The following is a 15,125-nucleotide window of genomic DNA, read 5'->3' on the forward strand; positions in this document are numbered from 1 at the left end:
TCGCCCTGCGCACCCGCTCACCGCTGGGATCGGAGGTGGCGGTCGAGACCGAGGCGGCGTTGATCGGACACGCCCTCGCCGGCCGGACACCGGTCGAGATCGACGACCGGGCCCGGGCCATCGCACTCGCGCACGAACCCGAGATGGTCGACGGCGATGAGCCGGCCACCCCGGTCGCGGAGGACACCACGCTGAATGAGGTGTCGTGGGCGCAACGCGACGACGGCCGACTGGCAGGATACATTCGACCTCGACGTCGTCACCGGGGAACGCCTCATCGCGAGCCTGGATGTGGCATCGCGTCCACGACCACTGCCGGATGGTTCACCAGATCCGCGGTCGGCGCCGCAACGCCGAGCCGACGCGTTCGCACAAGTCGTCGAAGCTGCGTCCCGCGCGCTGGGCGTCGACGGGCTGGTGGGGTCGGCGAAGACCGAGATCCTGCTGACCGTGCCCGCGACCACCACCGACTGCTGCGGAATTTCACCGGCGGGACCGGCGCATCTGCAGTGGATGGGCACCGTCACGGATCAGGCGGTGTCGCTGCTGTCGTGCGACGCCTCGGTCACCCGCATCGCCGTCGACGTCGACGCAGCACCCGTCGACATCTCCCCGACGGCGCGGTTGTTCACCGGCCGCACCCGAAAGGCGATCGTGGCCCGCGATCAGTCGTGCGTCATGTGCGGCAACCCCGCATCGTGGACCGACGTCCACCACATCGTCTTCCACTCCGACGGCGGACCCACCACCTGCGACAACGGGTGCCTGCTCTGCCGAACCTGTCACATCGCGGTCCACCAACACGGCTGGGACATCGTCATGGGCCCCGACCGCCACCCCTGGATCCGACCACCAGCATCGGTCGACCCACGACGCGAACTGCAACCCGCCTACAACCGCCGCACCCTGCGACTCGACACCATCGCCGCCTGAGAACCCATCAGCGACAGCACATTCCCCGCACCTGACCACCCGCCAGGACCGCAACAGAACCTTGACAACTCCACAGTGTGAGCCCTCCGTCGGCCCCAACGTCTCACGACGGCCGGACGCCGACGTAGACACCCTCGGGTCGGAATCGCAGGGGCGTCTCCGCGTACTCCTCGAGCGCGTGGGCGACCCATCCGACGATGCGCGCAAGCGCGAACATCGTCATCGCGGCGTCATCGCCCATGCGATAGCGGACGGCCAGGGCGGCCAGTGCGAGGTCGGACGTCACGGGAAGGGACCGTCGCGTGGCCTCGGCATGGACCGCGTCGAGAACCGCGCGGAGGCCGGCGGGCATCCCCTCCTCCTCGAGCGCCGAGAACAGCGCTTCGGCGCGGGGGTCGTGGTCGCGATAGACCACATGGCCACACCCCGGTAGTTGACTCGACGAGGAGACAGCCGTGGCGGGGTCGTCGGTCGACCGGTGGAGTTCGCGGAGGAAGTCCTGCGCGGCCTGCGCAGCGCCGCCGTGCAGGGGACCGTCGAAGGCTCCGAGCCCGGCAGACACGACGGCGTAGATGCTCCCCCGGGCGCTCGCGGCCACGCGAGCCGCCACGGCGCCCGAGGACAGGTCGTGATCCGCGAGCAGGATGAGTGCGGCGTTCAGCATCGCCACGCGCGTGGGCGTGCCGGCCATCGGCGACAGGCGCGGCCAGAGGCGACGGGCCAGGGTTCCGTCGTCCGGCGGGGCAGGTCCCCGCAACGGGAGCACCTCGACCACAGTGTCGATGATCCCGGCGGCGGCAGCGCTCACGACCGCGCGAGCGGTGTCGTGGCGCAGTGCGTCGTTCGCACCGAGTGCGTCGACCACCGCGCGGATGGTGTCGACGCCTCGCGGAGCTGCGGTCACCTCAGGCGCACCCCATCGCGTCTCCGGCCACGGACTGTCCCACAGCAGACCCGCGACCTCGGTGACGTCCATCTGCCATGCCAGGTCGACCGCTCGCCGTCCGCGGTAATACAACTCGTCCCGCTCGAGGAGGGTCAGCTCGGTGCGGATGCGTTCCACCACGCCGGCCGGTGGTCGCCGCTCGGTCCGGCGGGCGAACGCCTCGATCTCGGCGACGGCGAACAGGCTGCCCCGCAGGCCGTCGATCCGGACGCTCGTGAGCTGTCCCCGGCTGACGTAGGCGTACAGCGTGGCCGGGCGCACGCCGAGTACCCGCGCCGCCTGCGCGGTCGTCAGGTACTCCCTGCCGTCGTGGTGGATCGCGGCGGGCCACCGCCGTGTGTGGCGACGCATGAGTCCTCCTGATGTTGATCCGATCAACATTGACGATGCATCCGTACGCGCCGAACGTAGTCGCCATGACCATGATTCGTGACGGGAAGCCGACATGACACTGATCGACGCCGCACCCGGCCTGTCCGATGTCTCCGTCGCCGAGACCACCATCGGGGACGTCCGCGGCGACGAGGGCTTTTACCACTACAACCGGTACCCGGCGACGGACCTCGCGCGGTCGTCGACGTTCGAGCGGGTGTGGTTCCTGTTCGTCCACGGCCACCTGCCGGAGGCTGCGGAACTCGACGCCTTCACCGCCCGCGTCCGGGCCGAACGGGTGGTCCCGCAGGATCTCCTGTCGCTGGCGCGGACGATCGGTGCGACACCCGGGACCCACCGGGCACTCGTCGACCTGCGCACCGTCCTGTCTGCAGCGGCCCAGTACACGGGGATGCGACCGCTGTGGGACTCCGACGCCGACACCCGCCGCGAGGACGGTGTCCGTCTCTGCGCGATGGTCCCCACGTTGCTCGGGGCGGTGCATCGAGCCGCACACGGCCTCGAGCCCGTCACCCCTCGCGACGACCTCGACACCGCCGGTCACTGGCTGCATGCGGTGACCGGTGAGGTGGCAGGGCCCGACGAGACGCGCGCGATCGAGCAGTATCTCATCGCCACCGTCGAACACGGCTTCAACGCCTCGACGTTCACCGCCCGCGTGATCGCGTCCACGGGCGCGGATCTGCCGTCGGCGATCTGCGGCGCCATCGGAGCGTTCTCCGGTCCCCTGCACGGCGGCGCACCCGACCGGGCACTCGACGCCCTCGACGCCATCGTGACCCGCGGCGGGCCGGCGATGACGGTCGCCGACGCCGGTGACGTCGCCCGCCGCTGGGCGCAGGACGAGCTCGCCGCGGGGCGGCGCCTCATGGGCTTCGGGCACGCCGTCTACCGCACGCGCGATCCTCGGTCCGACCTCCTCCGGGAGGTCGCGACCCGCCTCGGTGGCCGGACGGCCGCGGTGGCCGTCGAGGTCGAACGCGCCGTCGTCGACGTCCTCGCTCAGGCGCGTCCCGATCGCCCGCGGTACGCCAACGTCGAGTTCTACGCGGGCGTCGTCATGGACCGCTGCGGACTGCCCCGCGACATGTTCACCCCCACCTTCGCGGTAAGCCGTGTCGTCGGGTGGACGGCCAACGTCCTCGAGCAGGCCCTCGACCGCCACATCATCCGGCCACGCGCCACGTACGTCGGCCCACCGGTGGACCAGCCGGTCTGACGGTTTCGTCCGGATCGCGGGAGATCCGATCCTGCCGGATGCGGCAAACCCGGTGGGCGGGGCGTCCGCGGCCTGCCATCGTCGTCGACATGCAGGAGGTACCGCCCCATGACCATCCCGACGACGCTCCGTCGGCTCGCAGGTACGGCGAGCCCGGCGACGCGGACCTGACAGCGAGTCGCGCGCGGGCGCATCGCCTGCGTCGGGCATGGCGCCGCTCGCTCGATCCGGGACAGCAGTCGGCGCTGCTCTCGTGGACGTCGTTCACGGTCACGTTCGCGTTCGTGCGCGCACTGACCCACTGGATCAAGGCCGGGCACGGTCCCGCGGGCGGCGGGATGAGCCTCAACGGGAAGCACTTCCACCACTACAACATCGGGATCGCCATGCTCGGCGGCGTCGGCGCGATCGCCGTCCGCGGCGCCGAGCACCACCGTCGCCACCCGCTCACCGCGATCAGCTACGGGGTGGGGACGGCGCTCATCGTCGACGAGCTCGCGCTTCTCCTCGACCTCGAGGACGTCTACTGGTCCAGCCAGGGCCGGGAGAGCGTCGACGCCGCGGTGACGATCATCGGCGCCGGCGGCGTGGCGATCGCGGGCACCGCGTTCTGGCCGGAGGCGCGGCGGGCCCTGCGCTGACCTCGACCCCGGACGGCCGTGACACCCTGAGTAGCCAGGACCCGACACGAGCGTGAGGTGAGGGTGGACGCGCCCCGTACGACCGACCGCGACCGCGACGACGACGGGCGCGCCCACAACGCCCGGCCACGCGACCGCCTGGGCCGCCCCCTGGCGCGCGGCTCCGTCGGGGTGACGCCACCCGGCCCCGGCGACGACGTCGTCCTCACGCCCGCGGAGTCGCTCGCCCTCGCGCAGCAACTGCTCGACACCGGCTGGCCGTTCCGCGCCCACGAGATCCTCGAGGCGACGTGGAAGCGGACGGACGGCGCCGAGCGCGCGGTGTGGAAGGGACTCGCCCAGCTCGCGGTCGGCGTCACCCACGCCGAACGGGGCAACCCGGCCGGCGCCCGACGACTGATCGAGCGCGGCCGCGACGCCATCTCCGACGGGGCGGGTGCCGCACCCGACGGCATCGACGTCCCGGGTCTGCGCACCTGGGCCGACGAGTGCCTGGACGCACTCCGCGACGCGCACGGCCCGCTCGCCCTGAGGACGCCGACCCTGGGCAGGATGGACCCGTGACCGAGCTGCACATCCCGGGGCGTTGGTCGCGATGACGCTGCCGATCGACCCCGCCACCGCGCCGGACATCGCCGCCCTCGACGCCGCAGTGGTCGACTGCCGCGCCTGCCCGCGTCTCGTCGAGTGGCGGGAACGCGTCGCGCGGGAGAAGCGACGCGCCTACGCCGACGAGACCTACTGGGGCAGGCCCGTTCCCGGCCTGGGGCCCGCCGACGCCCGGCTCATCATCGTGGGCCTCGCCCCGGCCGCACACGGCGCCAACCGGACCGGACGGATGTTCACCGGCGACCGCAGCGGCGACGTCCTGTTCGCGGCACTGCACGCCGTCGGCGTCGCGAGCCGGCCGACAGCCGTCAGCGCCGACGACGGACTCACGCTGCGCGGCGTCCGCATCACCGCACCGGTGCACTGCGCCCCGCCCGACAACAAGCCGACGACCGACGAGCGGGACACGTGCAGTCGGTGGCTCGACCGCGAGCTCACCCTGCTCGCACCGACCACCCGCGCCGTGCTGACTCTGGGCGGATTCGGGTGGCAGGCCGCCCTCACCGCGCTGCGTGGCCACGGGTACGCCGTCCCGGTACCCCGCCCGAAGTTCGGTCATGGCGCGCACGTCGACCTCGTCGCAGCTCCCGGGTACGACGTCCCGCCGATCCGCCTCTTCGGCTGCTACCACGTCAGTCAGCAGAACACCTTCACCGGGCGCCTGACCCCGGCGATGCTCGAGGAGGTCCTCTCGACGGCTGTTGAGTTCACGGGGTTGTGAGCAGTCGTCGTCGTACATCGGTGAGAATGTGGCGATGACCTCCGTGCGACATCTCCCGTTGCGACGCGCATGACCGACGGCCCCGGGTTCGACCCGATCGCCCGTGCACGCGAGAACTGGGTCGCGGCCGGGTGGGGCGACGTCGTCCCGGGGATGGTCGCCGTCACGTCGGTCATGCGTGCGCACCAGATCCTGCTCGCCCGGGTCGAATCCGCACTGCGCCCCTTCGATCTCAGTTTCTCCCGATTCGAGTTGCTTCGCCTGCTCGCCTTCAGCCGGACAGGCGCACTGCCGATCACGAAAGCCAGTGTGCGACTCCAGGTCCACGTCACCAGCGTGACCCACGCGATCCGTCGACTCGAGTCCGTCGGGCTGGTCCACCGGACACCGCACCCCACCGACGGTCGCACCACACTCGTCGCCATCACCGACATCGGCCGGTCGACGGTGGAGGAGGCGACCACCGTCCTCAACCGAGACGTGTTCGCCGACATCGGCATCTCGCCCGACGACGCCACGCATCTCGCCGAGATCATCGAGTCACTGCGCCGCAGCGCCGGCGACTTCTGACCCCACGACGACGTGGCGTGCGCGTCACGCGCGGTCGTGCAGGGTGACGTGATAGCCGTCCGGGTCGGCGAAGGTGAACGTACGCCCGAACGGTCCGTCGAACGGGTCGACGACGATCGTCGCGCCGTCGGCGACCAGCGAGTCGTGGATGTCCTGCACATCGGTCGCGTGCAGCCACAGTGCCATCCCGACACCCGGCTGCGCGGCGGCGTCGAGGTCGGTCCCCGGCGCGATGTCGCGCAGGGCGAACGCGATCGGCGTCGTGTCGAAGACGACGGCGTGGGGCGGCCCTGCCGGCGACCGCACGACGCCGAGGTGCCGCTCGTAGAACGCCTGCGACGCAACGAGGTCGCGCACCTGGACGGAGATGAAATCGGGACCGGTCACGGCCATCGCTGAGCTCCTTCGTTGGATGTCAGTTTTCTGACATCCAGAACCGTATGTCAGGATACTGACATGAGTCAAGGCGAGGAGCAGATCGATCTGTCGGTGTCGGTGGGCTACCTGCTCAAGGAGGCGTCCGCCGCGCTGCGGACGGCGATGGAGGACGTCCTGCGCCCCCTCGGGATGACCATCACCCAGTACTCGTGCATGGAACTGCTCGCCCAGCGACCGGGCCTGTCGAACTCCGAGCTGGCGCGGGGGGCGTTCGTCACCCGCCAGTCCATGAACGTGCTGTTGCAGGCCCTCGACCGCGACGGCCTCGTCACGCGCGCCGATGCGCCCGCCTCGGGCAGGGCCCTCCCCACACGTCTCACGCCCGCCGGTCGTCGCCGACTCGACAAGGCCAGCGCAGCAGTGCGATCGGTCGAGGTGCGCATGCTCGGCGACCTCACCGACACCGACCGCGCGCAGGTGGGACGACTGCTACGGACCATGGTCCGGTCGCTCTCCGCAGATCGGACACCCGGCGAGGACGGCGACCGCACCCCGTCCTGAGGGGCTACTGTCCGAGAGTTCGGACGACGTCGTGGAAGCCGGTGGGAACCCGGCGCGGTCGCGCCACTGTGTCCGGCGCCGTCACGGCGTCGGGAGTCAGACCTGCGGCGTCGTCGTCACCTCGACGGGGACGCGATGCTCCCAGAAGCGAGACGCTCGTGCCGGTGCCCACCACGCCGCCCTCCATGACCTCCATCCTGTCCTCCTGGACCCGCCGCGACTGGTGGCAGGCGTCCGGCCTGCTCGGTGTCGTCGCGCTCATGCATCTCGTCGGGTTCGGCGTTCTGGTCATCGCCATCGCACCGCACCACTACACGGCCGGCACCGCCGTGTTCGGGGTCGGCCTCGGGTTGACCGCCTACGTGTTCGGCATGCGGCACGCGTTCGACGCCGACCACATCGCGGCGATCGACAACACCACCCGAAAGCTGATGGCGGACGGCGAGAAACCGAAATCGGTCGGCTTCTGGTTCGCGATGGGGCACTCCACCATCGTGTTCGTCCTCGCCGTCCTCGTGGTCGCCGGAGCCCACGCAGCCAACGCACTTCTCGACGGGGACTCGCCCCTACGACACGGGCTGGGCGTCGCGGGCACCCTCGCCTCGGGCGGGTTCCTCTACGTCATCGGCGCGATCAACATCGTCGCGCTGATCGGCATCTGGCGTGTCTTCCGGCGCCTGCGCGCCGGTTCGTTCTCGGCGTCCGAACTCGACGAGGCACTTGACGGACGCGGGTTCCTGGCCCGGATCCTGCGGCCGATCATGCGGCGCATCACCCACGCCGCGCAGATGTACCCCGTCGGGATCCTGTTCGGCCTCGGCTTCGACACCGCCACCGAGGTCGCGCTGCTCGCCCTGGCCGGGACCGGCGCCGCAGCAGGCCTCCCCTGGTACGCGATCCTGGTGCTGCCGTTGCTGTTCGCGTCCGGCATGAGCCTCATGGACACCCTCGACGGCCTGTTCATGAACGTCGCCTACGACTGGGCGTTCGCCCACCCGATCCGCAAGATCTACTACAACCTGACCATCACCGTGCTCTCGATCGCGGTCGCGGTGGTCATCGGGTCGATCGAGCTGATCTCGGTGCTGCACGACGACCTCGGCCTGGTCGACCCGGTGACCGACTGGATCAGCGGGATCGACCTGAACACCGTGGGCATCGGTGTGGTCGTCATGTTCGCGGTGGCGTGGGCGTCGGCGGTGGCCTACTGGAAGCTCGCCCGGGTCGAGGAGCGCTACACCGCGAGGTAGCTCAGCGCAGTGTCTCGATGATCGCGCTGAAGTCGCGACCGCCGTTCTCCCGGGCGAACTCCGCGTAGATCTCGGCGGCGTGGGCACCGATGGGCGCGTGTGCCCCGGTGGACTCGACCGCGGCCATCGCGAGACCGAGATCCTTGGCCATCAGAGCGGTCGCGAAACCGGGCCGGAAGTCGTTCGACGAGGGCGAGCCGGGGACGGGCCCCGGGACAGGGCAGTTCGTGTGCACCGACCAGCAGTTCCCCGTGGCCCCGGTGACGACGTCGAACAGCGACTGCGCCGAAAGTCCGAGCTTCTCGGCGAGCACGAACGCCTCACCCACGACGATCTGCTGTGCGGCGAGGATCATGTTGTTGCAGACCTTGGCGGCCTGCCCGCTGCCGGTGTCGCCGCAGTGGATGACCTTGCCGGCCATGGGGTCCAACACCGGCTGCGCGGCGGCGAACGCCGCGTCGGTGCCGCCGACCATGAACGCCAACGTGCCTGCGGTGGCGCCCTTCACCCCGCCGGACACCGGCGCGTCGATCTGCAGCATGCCGGCGTCGGTGGCGCGGGCATTGACCGCGCGGGCGTCGTCGACGGAGATGGTGGAGCTGTCGACGAGAAGGGTGCCGGGCTCGACGACACCGAGGATCTCCTCGTAACAGGCCGACACCAGAGCGCCGTTGGGCAGCATCGTCACGACGACGTCGGCGCCGCGCGCCGCGTCGACGACCGATGCCTCGACGGTCACGCCGGCCTCCCGCGCACGGGACACCGCGTCGGCCACGGGGTCGTACCCATGGACCGTGTGGCCGGCCGCGACGAGGTTGGCCGCCATCGGGCCGCCCATGTTGCCCAGTCCCAGGAACGCGACGGTGACAGCGGGGTTCGGGGTCATGGTGTCCCTCCGGTTGCGGCGTCCTTGGCGATGGCCCGTCCGACGACCATCCGCATGATCTCGTTGGTGCCCTCGAGGATCCGGTGGACCCGCAGGTCGCGAACGATCTTCTCGATACCGTAGTCGTGCAGGTAGCCGTACCCGCCGTGCAGTTGCAGCGCCCGGTCGGCGATCTCCGAGCAGCGGTCGGTGACGAACAGCTTGGCCATGGCGCAGGCGGTCACCTTGTCGGGCGCGTCCGCGTCGAGCGCCGAGGCGGCGTGGGTGAGCATCAGCCGCGAGGCCTCGAGATCGGTGGCCATGTCGGCCAGGGTGAACCGGATGGTCGGCTCGTCGATGAGCTTGCCGCCGAACGCCTCCCGCTCGGCGAGATAACTGCGTGCACGGTCCAGCGCGGAACGGGCGCCCCCGAGCGAGCAGGCCGCGATGTTGATGCGGCCACCGTTGAGGCCGTTCATCGCGATCCGGAACCCGGTGCCCTCACCCGCATCACCGCCGAGCATGTTCGCCACCGGGACCCGGACGTCGTCGAAGATCACCGCGGCCGTCGGCTGGGCGTTCCACCCCATCTTCTTCTCCTGCGCACCGAACGACAGACCGGGCGTGCCGTTCTCGACGACGAACGTCGAGATCCCGCCCGGCCCGTCGCCACCGGTCCGCGCCATCACGACGTACACGTCGGAGACGCCGCCACCGGAGATGAACTGCTTCACTCCGTTCAGGACGAACTCGTCGCCCTCGCGGACCGCGCGGGTCCGCAGCGCGGCCGCGTCCGAGCCGGCCGAGGGTTCGGTCAGGCAGTAGCTCGCGACCAGCTCCATCGTCGCCATCCGCGGGATCCACCGTGCCCGTTGCTCATCGGTCCCGTAGGCGTCCACCATCCAGGTCGCCATGTTGTGGATCGACAGGAACGCCGCGGTGGTCGGGTCGGCGGCAGCGAGTTCGGTGAAGATGCGCACACCGTCGAGACGGGTCAGGCCGCTGCCGCCGAACTCCTCACGGCAGTAGATCGCCGCCATGCCCAGCTCCGCGGCCGCACGCAACTCCTCGACCGGGAAGTGCTTGTCCTCGTCCCACCGCGCGGCGTGCGGCGCGATCCGTTTGGCCGCGAACGCCGCTGCGGTGTCGACGATCACGCGCTCCTCGTCAGAGAGGGGATCGGCGACGGCTGTCATTGCATCGTGGGGATGACGAACTCGGCGCCGTCCTTGATGCCCGACGGCCACCGCGTCGTGATCGTCTTGACCTTGGTGTAGAACTGGATCGCCGCGGGCCCGTGCTGGTTGAGATCACCGAATCCGGACCGCTTCCAGCCACCGAAGGTGTGGTAGGCCACCGGAACCGGGATCGGGACGTTCACGCCCACCATGCCGACCTGCACCCGTGCGCAGAAGTCGCGGGCGGCGTCACCGTCCTGGGTGAAGATCGCGACACCGTTGCCGTACTGGTGATCCGAGGCCAGCGCGAGGGCCTCCTCGTAGTCGTCGGCACGCACCATGCACAGGACGGGACCGAAGATCTCATCGGTGTAGATCGACATGTCCTTCGACACGTGGTCGAACAGTGTGGGACCGATGAAGTACCCGTCCTGCAGCGCCGCGTCGCCGTAGGTGAGGTCGTCGGCGGCCCGGTCGCGTCCGTCGACGACGAGCTCCGCACCGGCGTCGACGCCCTGGACGATGTAGTCCCGGACCCGCTCGAGCGCGGCGGCGCTGACGAGTGGGCCGTAATCGGCCTTCGGGTCGTGGCTGTGACCGACGCGCAGCGCGGTGACCCGCTCGACGAGCCGATCGCGCAACCGGTTCGCGGTCTGCTCGCCGACGGGCACGGCCACGCTGATCGCCATGCACCGTTCGCCGGCGCTGCCGTAGCCCGCGCCGATCAACGCGTCGACGGCCTGGTCCATGTCGGCGTCGGGAAGGATGATCATGTGGTTCTTGGCGCCACCGAAGCACTGCGAGCGCTTCCCGTGGGCCGCGGCGGTGGAGTAGATGTACTGCGCGATGTCGGAGGACCCGACGAACCCGAGCGCCTGCACATCGGGGTGTTCGAGCAACGCGTCGACGGCCTCCTTGTCGCCGTGGACCACCTGGAACACCCCTGCGGGCAGACCCGCCTCGAGGAACAGCTCGGCCAGCCGCACCGGCACCGACGGATCCCGCTCGCTGGGCTTGAGGATGAACGCGTTGCCGCACGCCAACGCCGGACCGGCCTTCCACAGCGGGATCATCGCGGGGAAATTGAACGGGGTGATCCCCGCGACGACGCCGAGCGGCTGACGCACAGAGTGCACGTCGATGCCGGTGCCGGCACCCTCGGTGAACTCTCCCTTGAGCAGGTGCGGGATGCCGATCGCGAACTCGATGACCTCGACGCCGCGCTGGATGTCGCCGTGGGCGTCGGCGATGGTCTTGCCGTGCTCGATCGAGAGCAGTTCGGCGAGGTCGTCGGCGTTCTGGTTCACCAGGTCGACGAAGCGCATCATCACCCGCGCCCGCTTCTGCGGGTTCCACGCCGCCCACACCTGCTGCGCGGCGACCGACGACGCGACGACCTCGGCGACCTCCGCCGCCGACGCCAGCGGCACCGTCGCCTGCACCTCACCGGTGCTCGGGTTCATCACGTCGGCACTGCGCCCCGACGTCCCGGGCGTGCGGACACCGTCGACGAAGTGGGGGATCTCGGAGGTCATGCGTGGGTCCTTCTCGCGTGGATGGGAACCGGCGAACCGGCACCGGGAGTGACGCGCTTCACCGTACACTAGGAACTCCTAGTATTAGCCGGCGAAGGCCGGCACGTGCTTGTCGAGACGAGGCGGAGGTTCCGATGACCGCGACCGATCCCACCGAGCAGGGTGCTCCCACCGAGCGGTTCCGGGCGGCGCGGGCCGCGTTGCTCGACAACGCCGACGACCTCGACGCGGCGCGCACCGCGTTCGCCTGGCCGGAGCTCGACCGGTGGAACTGGGCGCGGGACTGGTTCGACGTGTTGGCCGCGGAGCGCGAGCGCGACCACGACCACCGACCGGCGCTGTGGCTGGTCGAGGAAGACGGGAGCGAGGACCGGTGGTCCTTCCCGCAGATGCGGGACCGGTCGGTGCGCGTCGCCGCGTGGCTCGCCGAGCAGGGCGTCGCCCCCGGGGAGCGCATCCTGTTGATGCTGGCCAACCAGGTCCAGCTGTGGGAGGTCATGCTCGCCGCGATCCGACTGGGCGCGGTCGTGATCCCCGCGACCACGCAGCTCTCGCGGGCCGACGCCGCCGACCGCATCGGCCGGGGCGGCGTGGACCACGTCATCGTGCGTGGCGAGCTGACCGCGACGATCGACGACGCCATCGCCTCCCTCGACGACGGCCGCTCCCCCACCCGCATCGCCGTCGGCGCGACGACCGATGCGGACTGGACCGCCTATCCCGACGCCGGCGCACTCCCCGACCCGGCCGGGTTCGTCGAGCACGACACACGCGCCGACGACACCCTGCTGCTGTACTTCACCTCCGGGACCACCTCGCGTCCGAAGCTGGTGGAGCACACGCACGCGTCGTACCCCGTCGGGCACCTGTCGACGATGTACTGGATCGGTCTGCAGCCCGGCGACGTGCACCTCAACGTGTCGTCGCCCGGCTGGGCGAAACACGCGTGGTCGAACGTCTTCGCGCCCTGGAACGCGGGCGCGTGCGTCTTCCTGTTCAACTACACCCGCTTCGACGCCGCGGCCCTGATGGCGCAGATGCAGCGGTGCGGGGTCACCACCTTCTGCGCGCCGCCGACGGTGTGGCGCATGCTCATCCAGAGCGACCTGAGCCGACTGTCGACGCCCCCGCGACTGGCCGTCGGCGCGGGCGAGCCCCTCAACCCCGAGGTGATCGACCGCGTCCGCGACGCCTGGGGCGTCACCATCCGCGACGGATTCGGCCAGACCGAGACCACGGTGCAGATCGCGAACACCCCTGGGCAGCCGATCAAGGACGGGTCGATGGGCCGACCGTGTCCGGGGTACACGATCGGGCTGGTCGACCCGGCCACCGGTGAGTCCGGCGTCGACGAGGGCGAGATCTGCGTGGACCTCTCGACGCGGCCACTCGGGCTGATGGTCGGTTATCACGGCGACCCCGACCGCACGGCCGCGGCGATGTCCGGCGGCTGGTACCACACCGGTGACGTCGGCAGCCGCGACGCCGACGGCTACATCACCTACGTCGGGCGCACCGACGACGTGTTCAAGTCCAGCGACTATCGCATCAGCCCCTTCGAACTGGAATCGGTTCTGCTGGAACACGACGCGGTCGCCGAGGCAGCCGTCGTCCCCGCACCCGACGAGCTGCGCCTGTCGGTCCCGAAGGCATACATCGTTCTCGCCGCGGGCTGGGCCGCCGACGCCGAGACGGCCGCCGCGATCTTCGCCCACAGCCGCGACCACCTGGCCGGCTACAAGCGTGTCCGTCGGATCACGTTCGGCGAGCTGCCCAAGACCATCAGCGGCAAGATCCGTCGTGTCGAACTCCGCGCCGCCGAGTCCACCGGCGAGGTCATCGAATTCCGCGAGGAGGACGTCCGCGCAACGGCGCCCACCGCATCTGACACGACGGATAGTCTGATGTCATGACAGCCGCTCTCGACGACCTGATCGCCGCGCTGCCCGACGGCACCGTGGTCACCGACCCCGACATCGTCGCCGGGTACCGGCAGGACAGGGCGCTCGACCCGCACGCCGGGACCCCGCTGGCGGTTGTCCGCGCGACCAGCACCGACGACGTCGCCACCGCGGTCCGCTGGTGCGCGACGAACCGGGTGGCCGTGGTGCCGCGCGGCGCCGGTACCGGCCTGTCGGGCGGGTCCAGCGCCGTCGACGGCGCCATCGTGCTGACCACCGAGAAGATGCGGCACATCCACGTCGACCCGGTGATGCGAACGGCCACCGCGCAACCCGGCCTGCTCAACGCCGAGGTGAAGGCGGCCGTCGCCGAACACGGCCTCTGGTACCCGCCGGACCCGTCGTCGTTCGAGATCTGCTCCATCGGCGGCAACGCTGCCACCAACGCCGGCGGCCTGTGCTGCGTGAAGTACGGCGTCACCACCGACTACGTCCTCGGGATGGAGGTGGTCCTCGCCGACGGGCGCGTCGTGAAACTGGGAGGGCCGCGCCTGAAGGACTCCGCGGGCCTGTCATTGGTGAAGCTGTTCGTCGGCAGTGAGGGGACGCTCGGCATCATCACCGAGCTGACGCTGCGCCTGCTGCCACCGCAGCCGCCCGCGTGCACCGTCGTCGGCAGCTTCGCCTCCGTCCACGACGCGACCGAGGCCGTCCTGTCGATCACGAACCGCATCCGTCCCGCGATGCTCGAGTTCATGGACTCCGTCGCGATCAACGCCGTCGAGGACCAGTTGAAGATGGGTCTCGACCGCGACGCCGGCGCGCTGCTCGTCGCGCAGAGCGACGCACCCGGCGCCGCGGCCGCCGAGGAGATCGCGATCATCGTCGAGGCGTTCGAATCCCACCGTGCGGCCGACGTGTTCTCCACCGACGACCCGGAGGAGGGCGAGGCGTTCACCGTCGCACGCCGCATGGCCATACCGGCGGTCGAGAAGAAGGGCACGCTGCTGCTCGAGGACGTCGGCGTGCCGCTTCCGAGCTTGCCCGCCCTCGTCGACGGGATCGCCGCCATCGCCGAGAACCGGGACGTGATGATCTCCGTCATCGCGCACGCCGGTGACGGCAACACCCACCCGCTGATCGTCGTCGACCCCGACGATCCCGAGCAGCGCGCCCGGGGTGACCTCGCGTTCGGCGAGATCATGGACCTCGCGATCGCGTTGGGCGGCACCATCACCGGCGAGCACGGCACCGGCCGCATGAAGAAGGCGTGGCTACCGAACCAGGTCGGCGAGGACGTCATGGACATCTCCCGCAAGGTCAAGGCCGCACTCGACCCCGACGGCATCCTCAACCCGGGCGCGATGTTCTGACCCCTCCTGGCGCCGCCGCGACTGCGTATTCCGATCCGATCACGCCGCGGCA

The 15,125-nt window shown here is 70.4% G+C and carries 15 protein-coding genes and 1 riboswitch; of the genes, 10 read left to right on the forward strand and 5 right to left on the reverse strand.

Going from position 1 to position 15,125, the window contains the following annotated elements:
* The first annotated feature begins 195 nt into the window (after positions 1-195).
* Positions 196-933: a DUF222 domain-containing protein gene (locus Q1A98_RS17985; RefSeq protein WP_299576003.1), complete on the forward strand. Its 738-nt coding sequence runs from the start codon at positions 196-198 to the stop codon at positions 931-933.
* 103 nt (positions 934-1,036) lie between these two features.
* Here the strand turns inward: Q1A98_RS17985 and Q1A98_RS17990 are convergent, their stop codons facing one another.
* Positions 1,037-2,230, reverse strand: coding sequence for a citrate synthase (locus Q1A98_RS17990; protein ID WP_299576004.1), 1,194 nt, complete (start codon positions 2,228-2,230; stop codon positions 1,037-1,039).
* A gap of 94 nt (positions 2,231-2,324) precedes the next feature.
* Here Q1A98_RS17990 and Q1A98_RS17995 point away from each other — a divergent pair, with 94 nt between their 5' ends.
* The 5 genes from Q1A98_RS17995 (at position 2,325) to Q1A98_RS18015 (ending at position 6,032) form a co-directional block, all read left to right on the forward strand.
* Positions 2,325-3,491, forward strand: coding sequence for a citrate/2-methylcitrate synthase (locus Q1A98_RS17995; RefSeq protein WP_299576005.1), 1,167 nt, complete (start codon positions 2,325-2,327; stop codon positions 3,489-3,491).
* An 89-nt stretch (positions 3,492-3,580) separates the two neighbouring features.
* On the forward strand, positions 3,581-4,132 hold the full coding sequence (locus Q1A98_RS18000; RefSeq protein WP_299576006.1) for a hypothetical protein: 552 nt from the start codon (positions 3,581-3,583) through the stop codon (positions 4,130-4,132).
* Between the two features lie 63 nt (positions 4,133-4,195).
* A complete protein-coding gene (locus Q1A98_RS18005; protein ID WP_299576007.1) occupies positions 4,196-4,696 on the forward strand; it encodes a DUF309 domain-containing protein in 501 nt (166 codons plus the stop codon).
* A 31-nt stretch (positions 4,697-4,727) separates the two neighbouring features.
* Positions 4,728-5,462 (forward strand): uracil-DNA glycosylase, encoded by a 735-nt coding sequence (locus tag Q1A98_RS18010; RefSeq protein WP_299576008.1) that lies wholly within the window; start codon positions 4,728-4,730, stop codon positions 5,460-5,462.
* A 69-nt stretch (positions 5,463-5,531) separates the two neighbouring features.
* A complete protein-coding gene (locus tag Q1A98_RS18015; RefSeq protein WP_299576009.1) occupies positions 5,532-6,032 on the forward strand; it encodes a MarR family transcriptional regulator in 501 nt (166 codons plus the stop codon).
* 24 nt (positions 6,033-6,056) lie between these two features.
* Here the strand turns inward: Q1A98_RS18015 and Q1A98_RS18020 are convergent, their stop codons facing one another.
* Complete coding sequence (locus tag Q1A98_RS18020; protein WP_299576010.1) at positions 6,057-6,425, reverse strand: VOC family protein; 369 nt, start codon at positions 6,423-6,425, stop codon at positions 6,057-6,059.
* A gap of 63 nt (positions 6,426-6,488) precedes the next feature.
* Here Q1A98_RS18020 and Q1A98_RS18025 point away from each other — a divergent pair, with 63 nt between their 5' ends.
* Entirely contained in the window at positions 6,489-6,971 is a 483-nt protein-coding gene (locus Q1A98_RS18025; protein WP_299576011.1) for a MarR family transcriptional regulator, read from the forward strand.
* Between the two features lie 33 nt (positions 6,972-7,004).
* A riboswitch (cobalamin riboswitch) is annotated at positions 7,005-7,073 on the forward strand.
* An 83-nt stretch (positions 7,074-7,156) separates the two neighbouring features.
* A complete protein-coding gene (locus tag Q1A98_RS18030) occupies positions 7,157-8,221 on the forward strand; it encodes a HoxN/HupN/NixA family nickel/cobalt transporter (RefSeq protein WP_299576012.1) in 1,065 nt (354 codons plus the stop codon).
* Position 8,222: 1 nt separating this feature from the next.
* On the opposite strand, the gene mmsB is transcribed toward Q1A98_RS18030, so the two are convergent.
* The 3 genes from mmsB to Q1A98_RS18045 are packed head-to-tail and all read right to left on the reverse strand — an operon-like array spanning position 8,223 to position 11,799.
* Entirely contained in the window at positions 8,223-9,107 is an 885-nt protein-coding gene (mmsB, locus tag Q1A98_RS18035; RefSeq protein ID WP_299576013.1) for a 3-hydroxyisobutyrate dehydrogenase, read from the reverse strand.
* A complete protein-coding gene (locus Q1A98_RS18040; protein WP_299576014.1) occupies positions 9,104-10,282 on the reverse strand; it encodes an acyl-CoA dehydrogenase family protein in 1,179 nt (392 codons plus the stop codon). The genes mmsB and Q1A98_RS18040 overlap by 4 nt, the downstream gene beginning before the upstream one ends.
* Positions 10,279-11,799 (reverse strand): CoA-acylating methylmalonate-semialdehyde dehydrogenase, encoded by a 1,521-nt coding sequence (locus Q1A98_RS18045; protein ID WP_299576015.1) that lies wholly within the window; start codon positions 11,797-11,799, stop codon positions 10,279-10,281. The genes Q1A98_RS18040 and Q1A98_RS18045 overlap by 4 nt, the downstream gene beginning before the upstream one ends.
* Before the next feature lie 134 nt (positions 11,800-11,933).
* Here Q1A98_RS18045 and Q1A98_RS18050 point away from each other — a divergent pair, with 134 nt between their 5' ends.
* Together Q1A98_RS18050 and Q1A98_RS18055 are read left to right on the forward strand one after the other, a co-directional pair.
* A complete protein-coding gene (locus Q1A98_RS18050) occupies positions 11,934-13,712 on the forward strand; it encodes an AMP-binding protein (protein ID WP_299576016.1) in 1,779 nt (592 codons plus the stop codon).
* Positions 13,709-15,073 carry an FAD-linked oxidase C-terminal domain-containing protein gene (locus Q1A98_RS18055; protein WP_299576017.1) on the forward strand — a complete coding sequence of 455 codons (1,365 nt, stop codon included), beginning with the start codon at positions 13,709-13,711 and terminating at the stop codon, positions 15,071-15,073. Before Q1A98_RS18050 ends, Q1A98_RS18055 begins: the two co-directional genes overlap by 4 nt.
* Positions 15,074-15,125 lie beyond the last annotated feature (52 nt).

Origin of the sequence: uncultured Williamsia sp., assembly GCF_947494875.1 — a bacterium.
In the GTDB taxonomy this organism is placed as follows: Bacteria; Actinomycetota; Actinomycetes; order Mycobacteriales; family Mycobacteriaceae; genus Williamsia_A.

Coding starts and splice junctions, on each gene's coding strand:
- Q1A98_RS17985 (WP_299576003.1), top strand. CDS start 196: ATGAGGTGTCGTGGGCGCAACGCGACGACGGCCGACTGGCAGGATACA.
- Q1A98_RS17990 (WP_299576004.1), bottom strand. CDS start 2,230: ATGCGTCGCCACACACGGCGGTGGCCCGCCGCGATCCACCACGACGGC.
- Q1A98_RS17995 (WP_299576005.1), top strand. CDS start 2,325: ATGACACTGATCGACGCCGCACCCGGCCTGTCCGATGTCTCCGTCGCC.
- Q1A98_RS18000 (WP_299576006.1), top strand. CDS start 3,581: ATGCAGGAGGTACCGCCCCATGACCATCCCGACGACGCTCCGTCGGCT.
- Q1A98_RS18010 (WP_299576008.1), top strand. CDS start 4,728: ATGACGCTGCCGATCGACCCCGCCACCGCGCCGGACATCGCCGCCCTC.
- Q1A98_RS18015 (WP_299576009.1), top strand. CDS start 5,532: ATGACCGACGGCCCCGGGTTCGACCCGATCGCCCGTGCACGCGAGAAC.
- Q1A98_RS18020 (WP_299576010.1), bottom strand. CDS start 6,425: ATGGCCGTGACCGGTCCCGATTTCATCTCCGTCCAGGTGCGCGACCTC.
- Q1A98_RS18025 (WP_299576011.1), top strand. CDS start 6,489: ATGAGTCAAGGCGAGGAGCAGATCGATCTGTCGGTGTCGGTGGGCTAC.
- Q1A98_RS18030 (WP_299576012.1), top strand. CDS start 7,157: ATGACCTCCATCCTGTCCTCCTGGACCCGCCGCGACTGGTGGCAGGCG.
- mmsB (WP_299576013.1), bottom strand. CDS start 9,107: ATGACCCCGAACCCCGCTGTCACCGTCGCGTTCCTGGGACTGGGCAAC.
- Q1A98_RS18040 (WP_299576014.1), bottom strand. CDS start 10,282: ATGACAGCCGTCGCCGATCCCCTCTCTGACGAGGAGCGCGTGATCGTC.
- Q1A98_RS18045 (WP_299576015.1), bottom strand. CDS start 11,799: ATGACCTCCGAGATCCCCCACTTCGTCGACGGTGTCCGCACGCCCGGG.
- Q1A98_RS18050 (WP_299576016.1), top strand. CDS start 11,934: ATGACCGCGACCGATCCCACCGAGCAGGGTGCTCCCACCGAGCGGTTC.
- Q1A98_RS18055 (WP_299576017.1), top strand. CDS start 13,709: ATGACAGCCGCTCTCGACGACCTGATCGCCGCGCTGCCCGACGGCACC.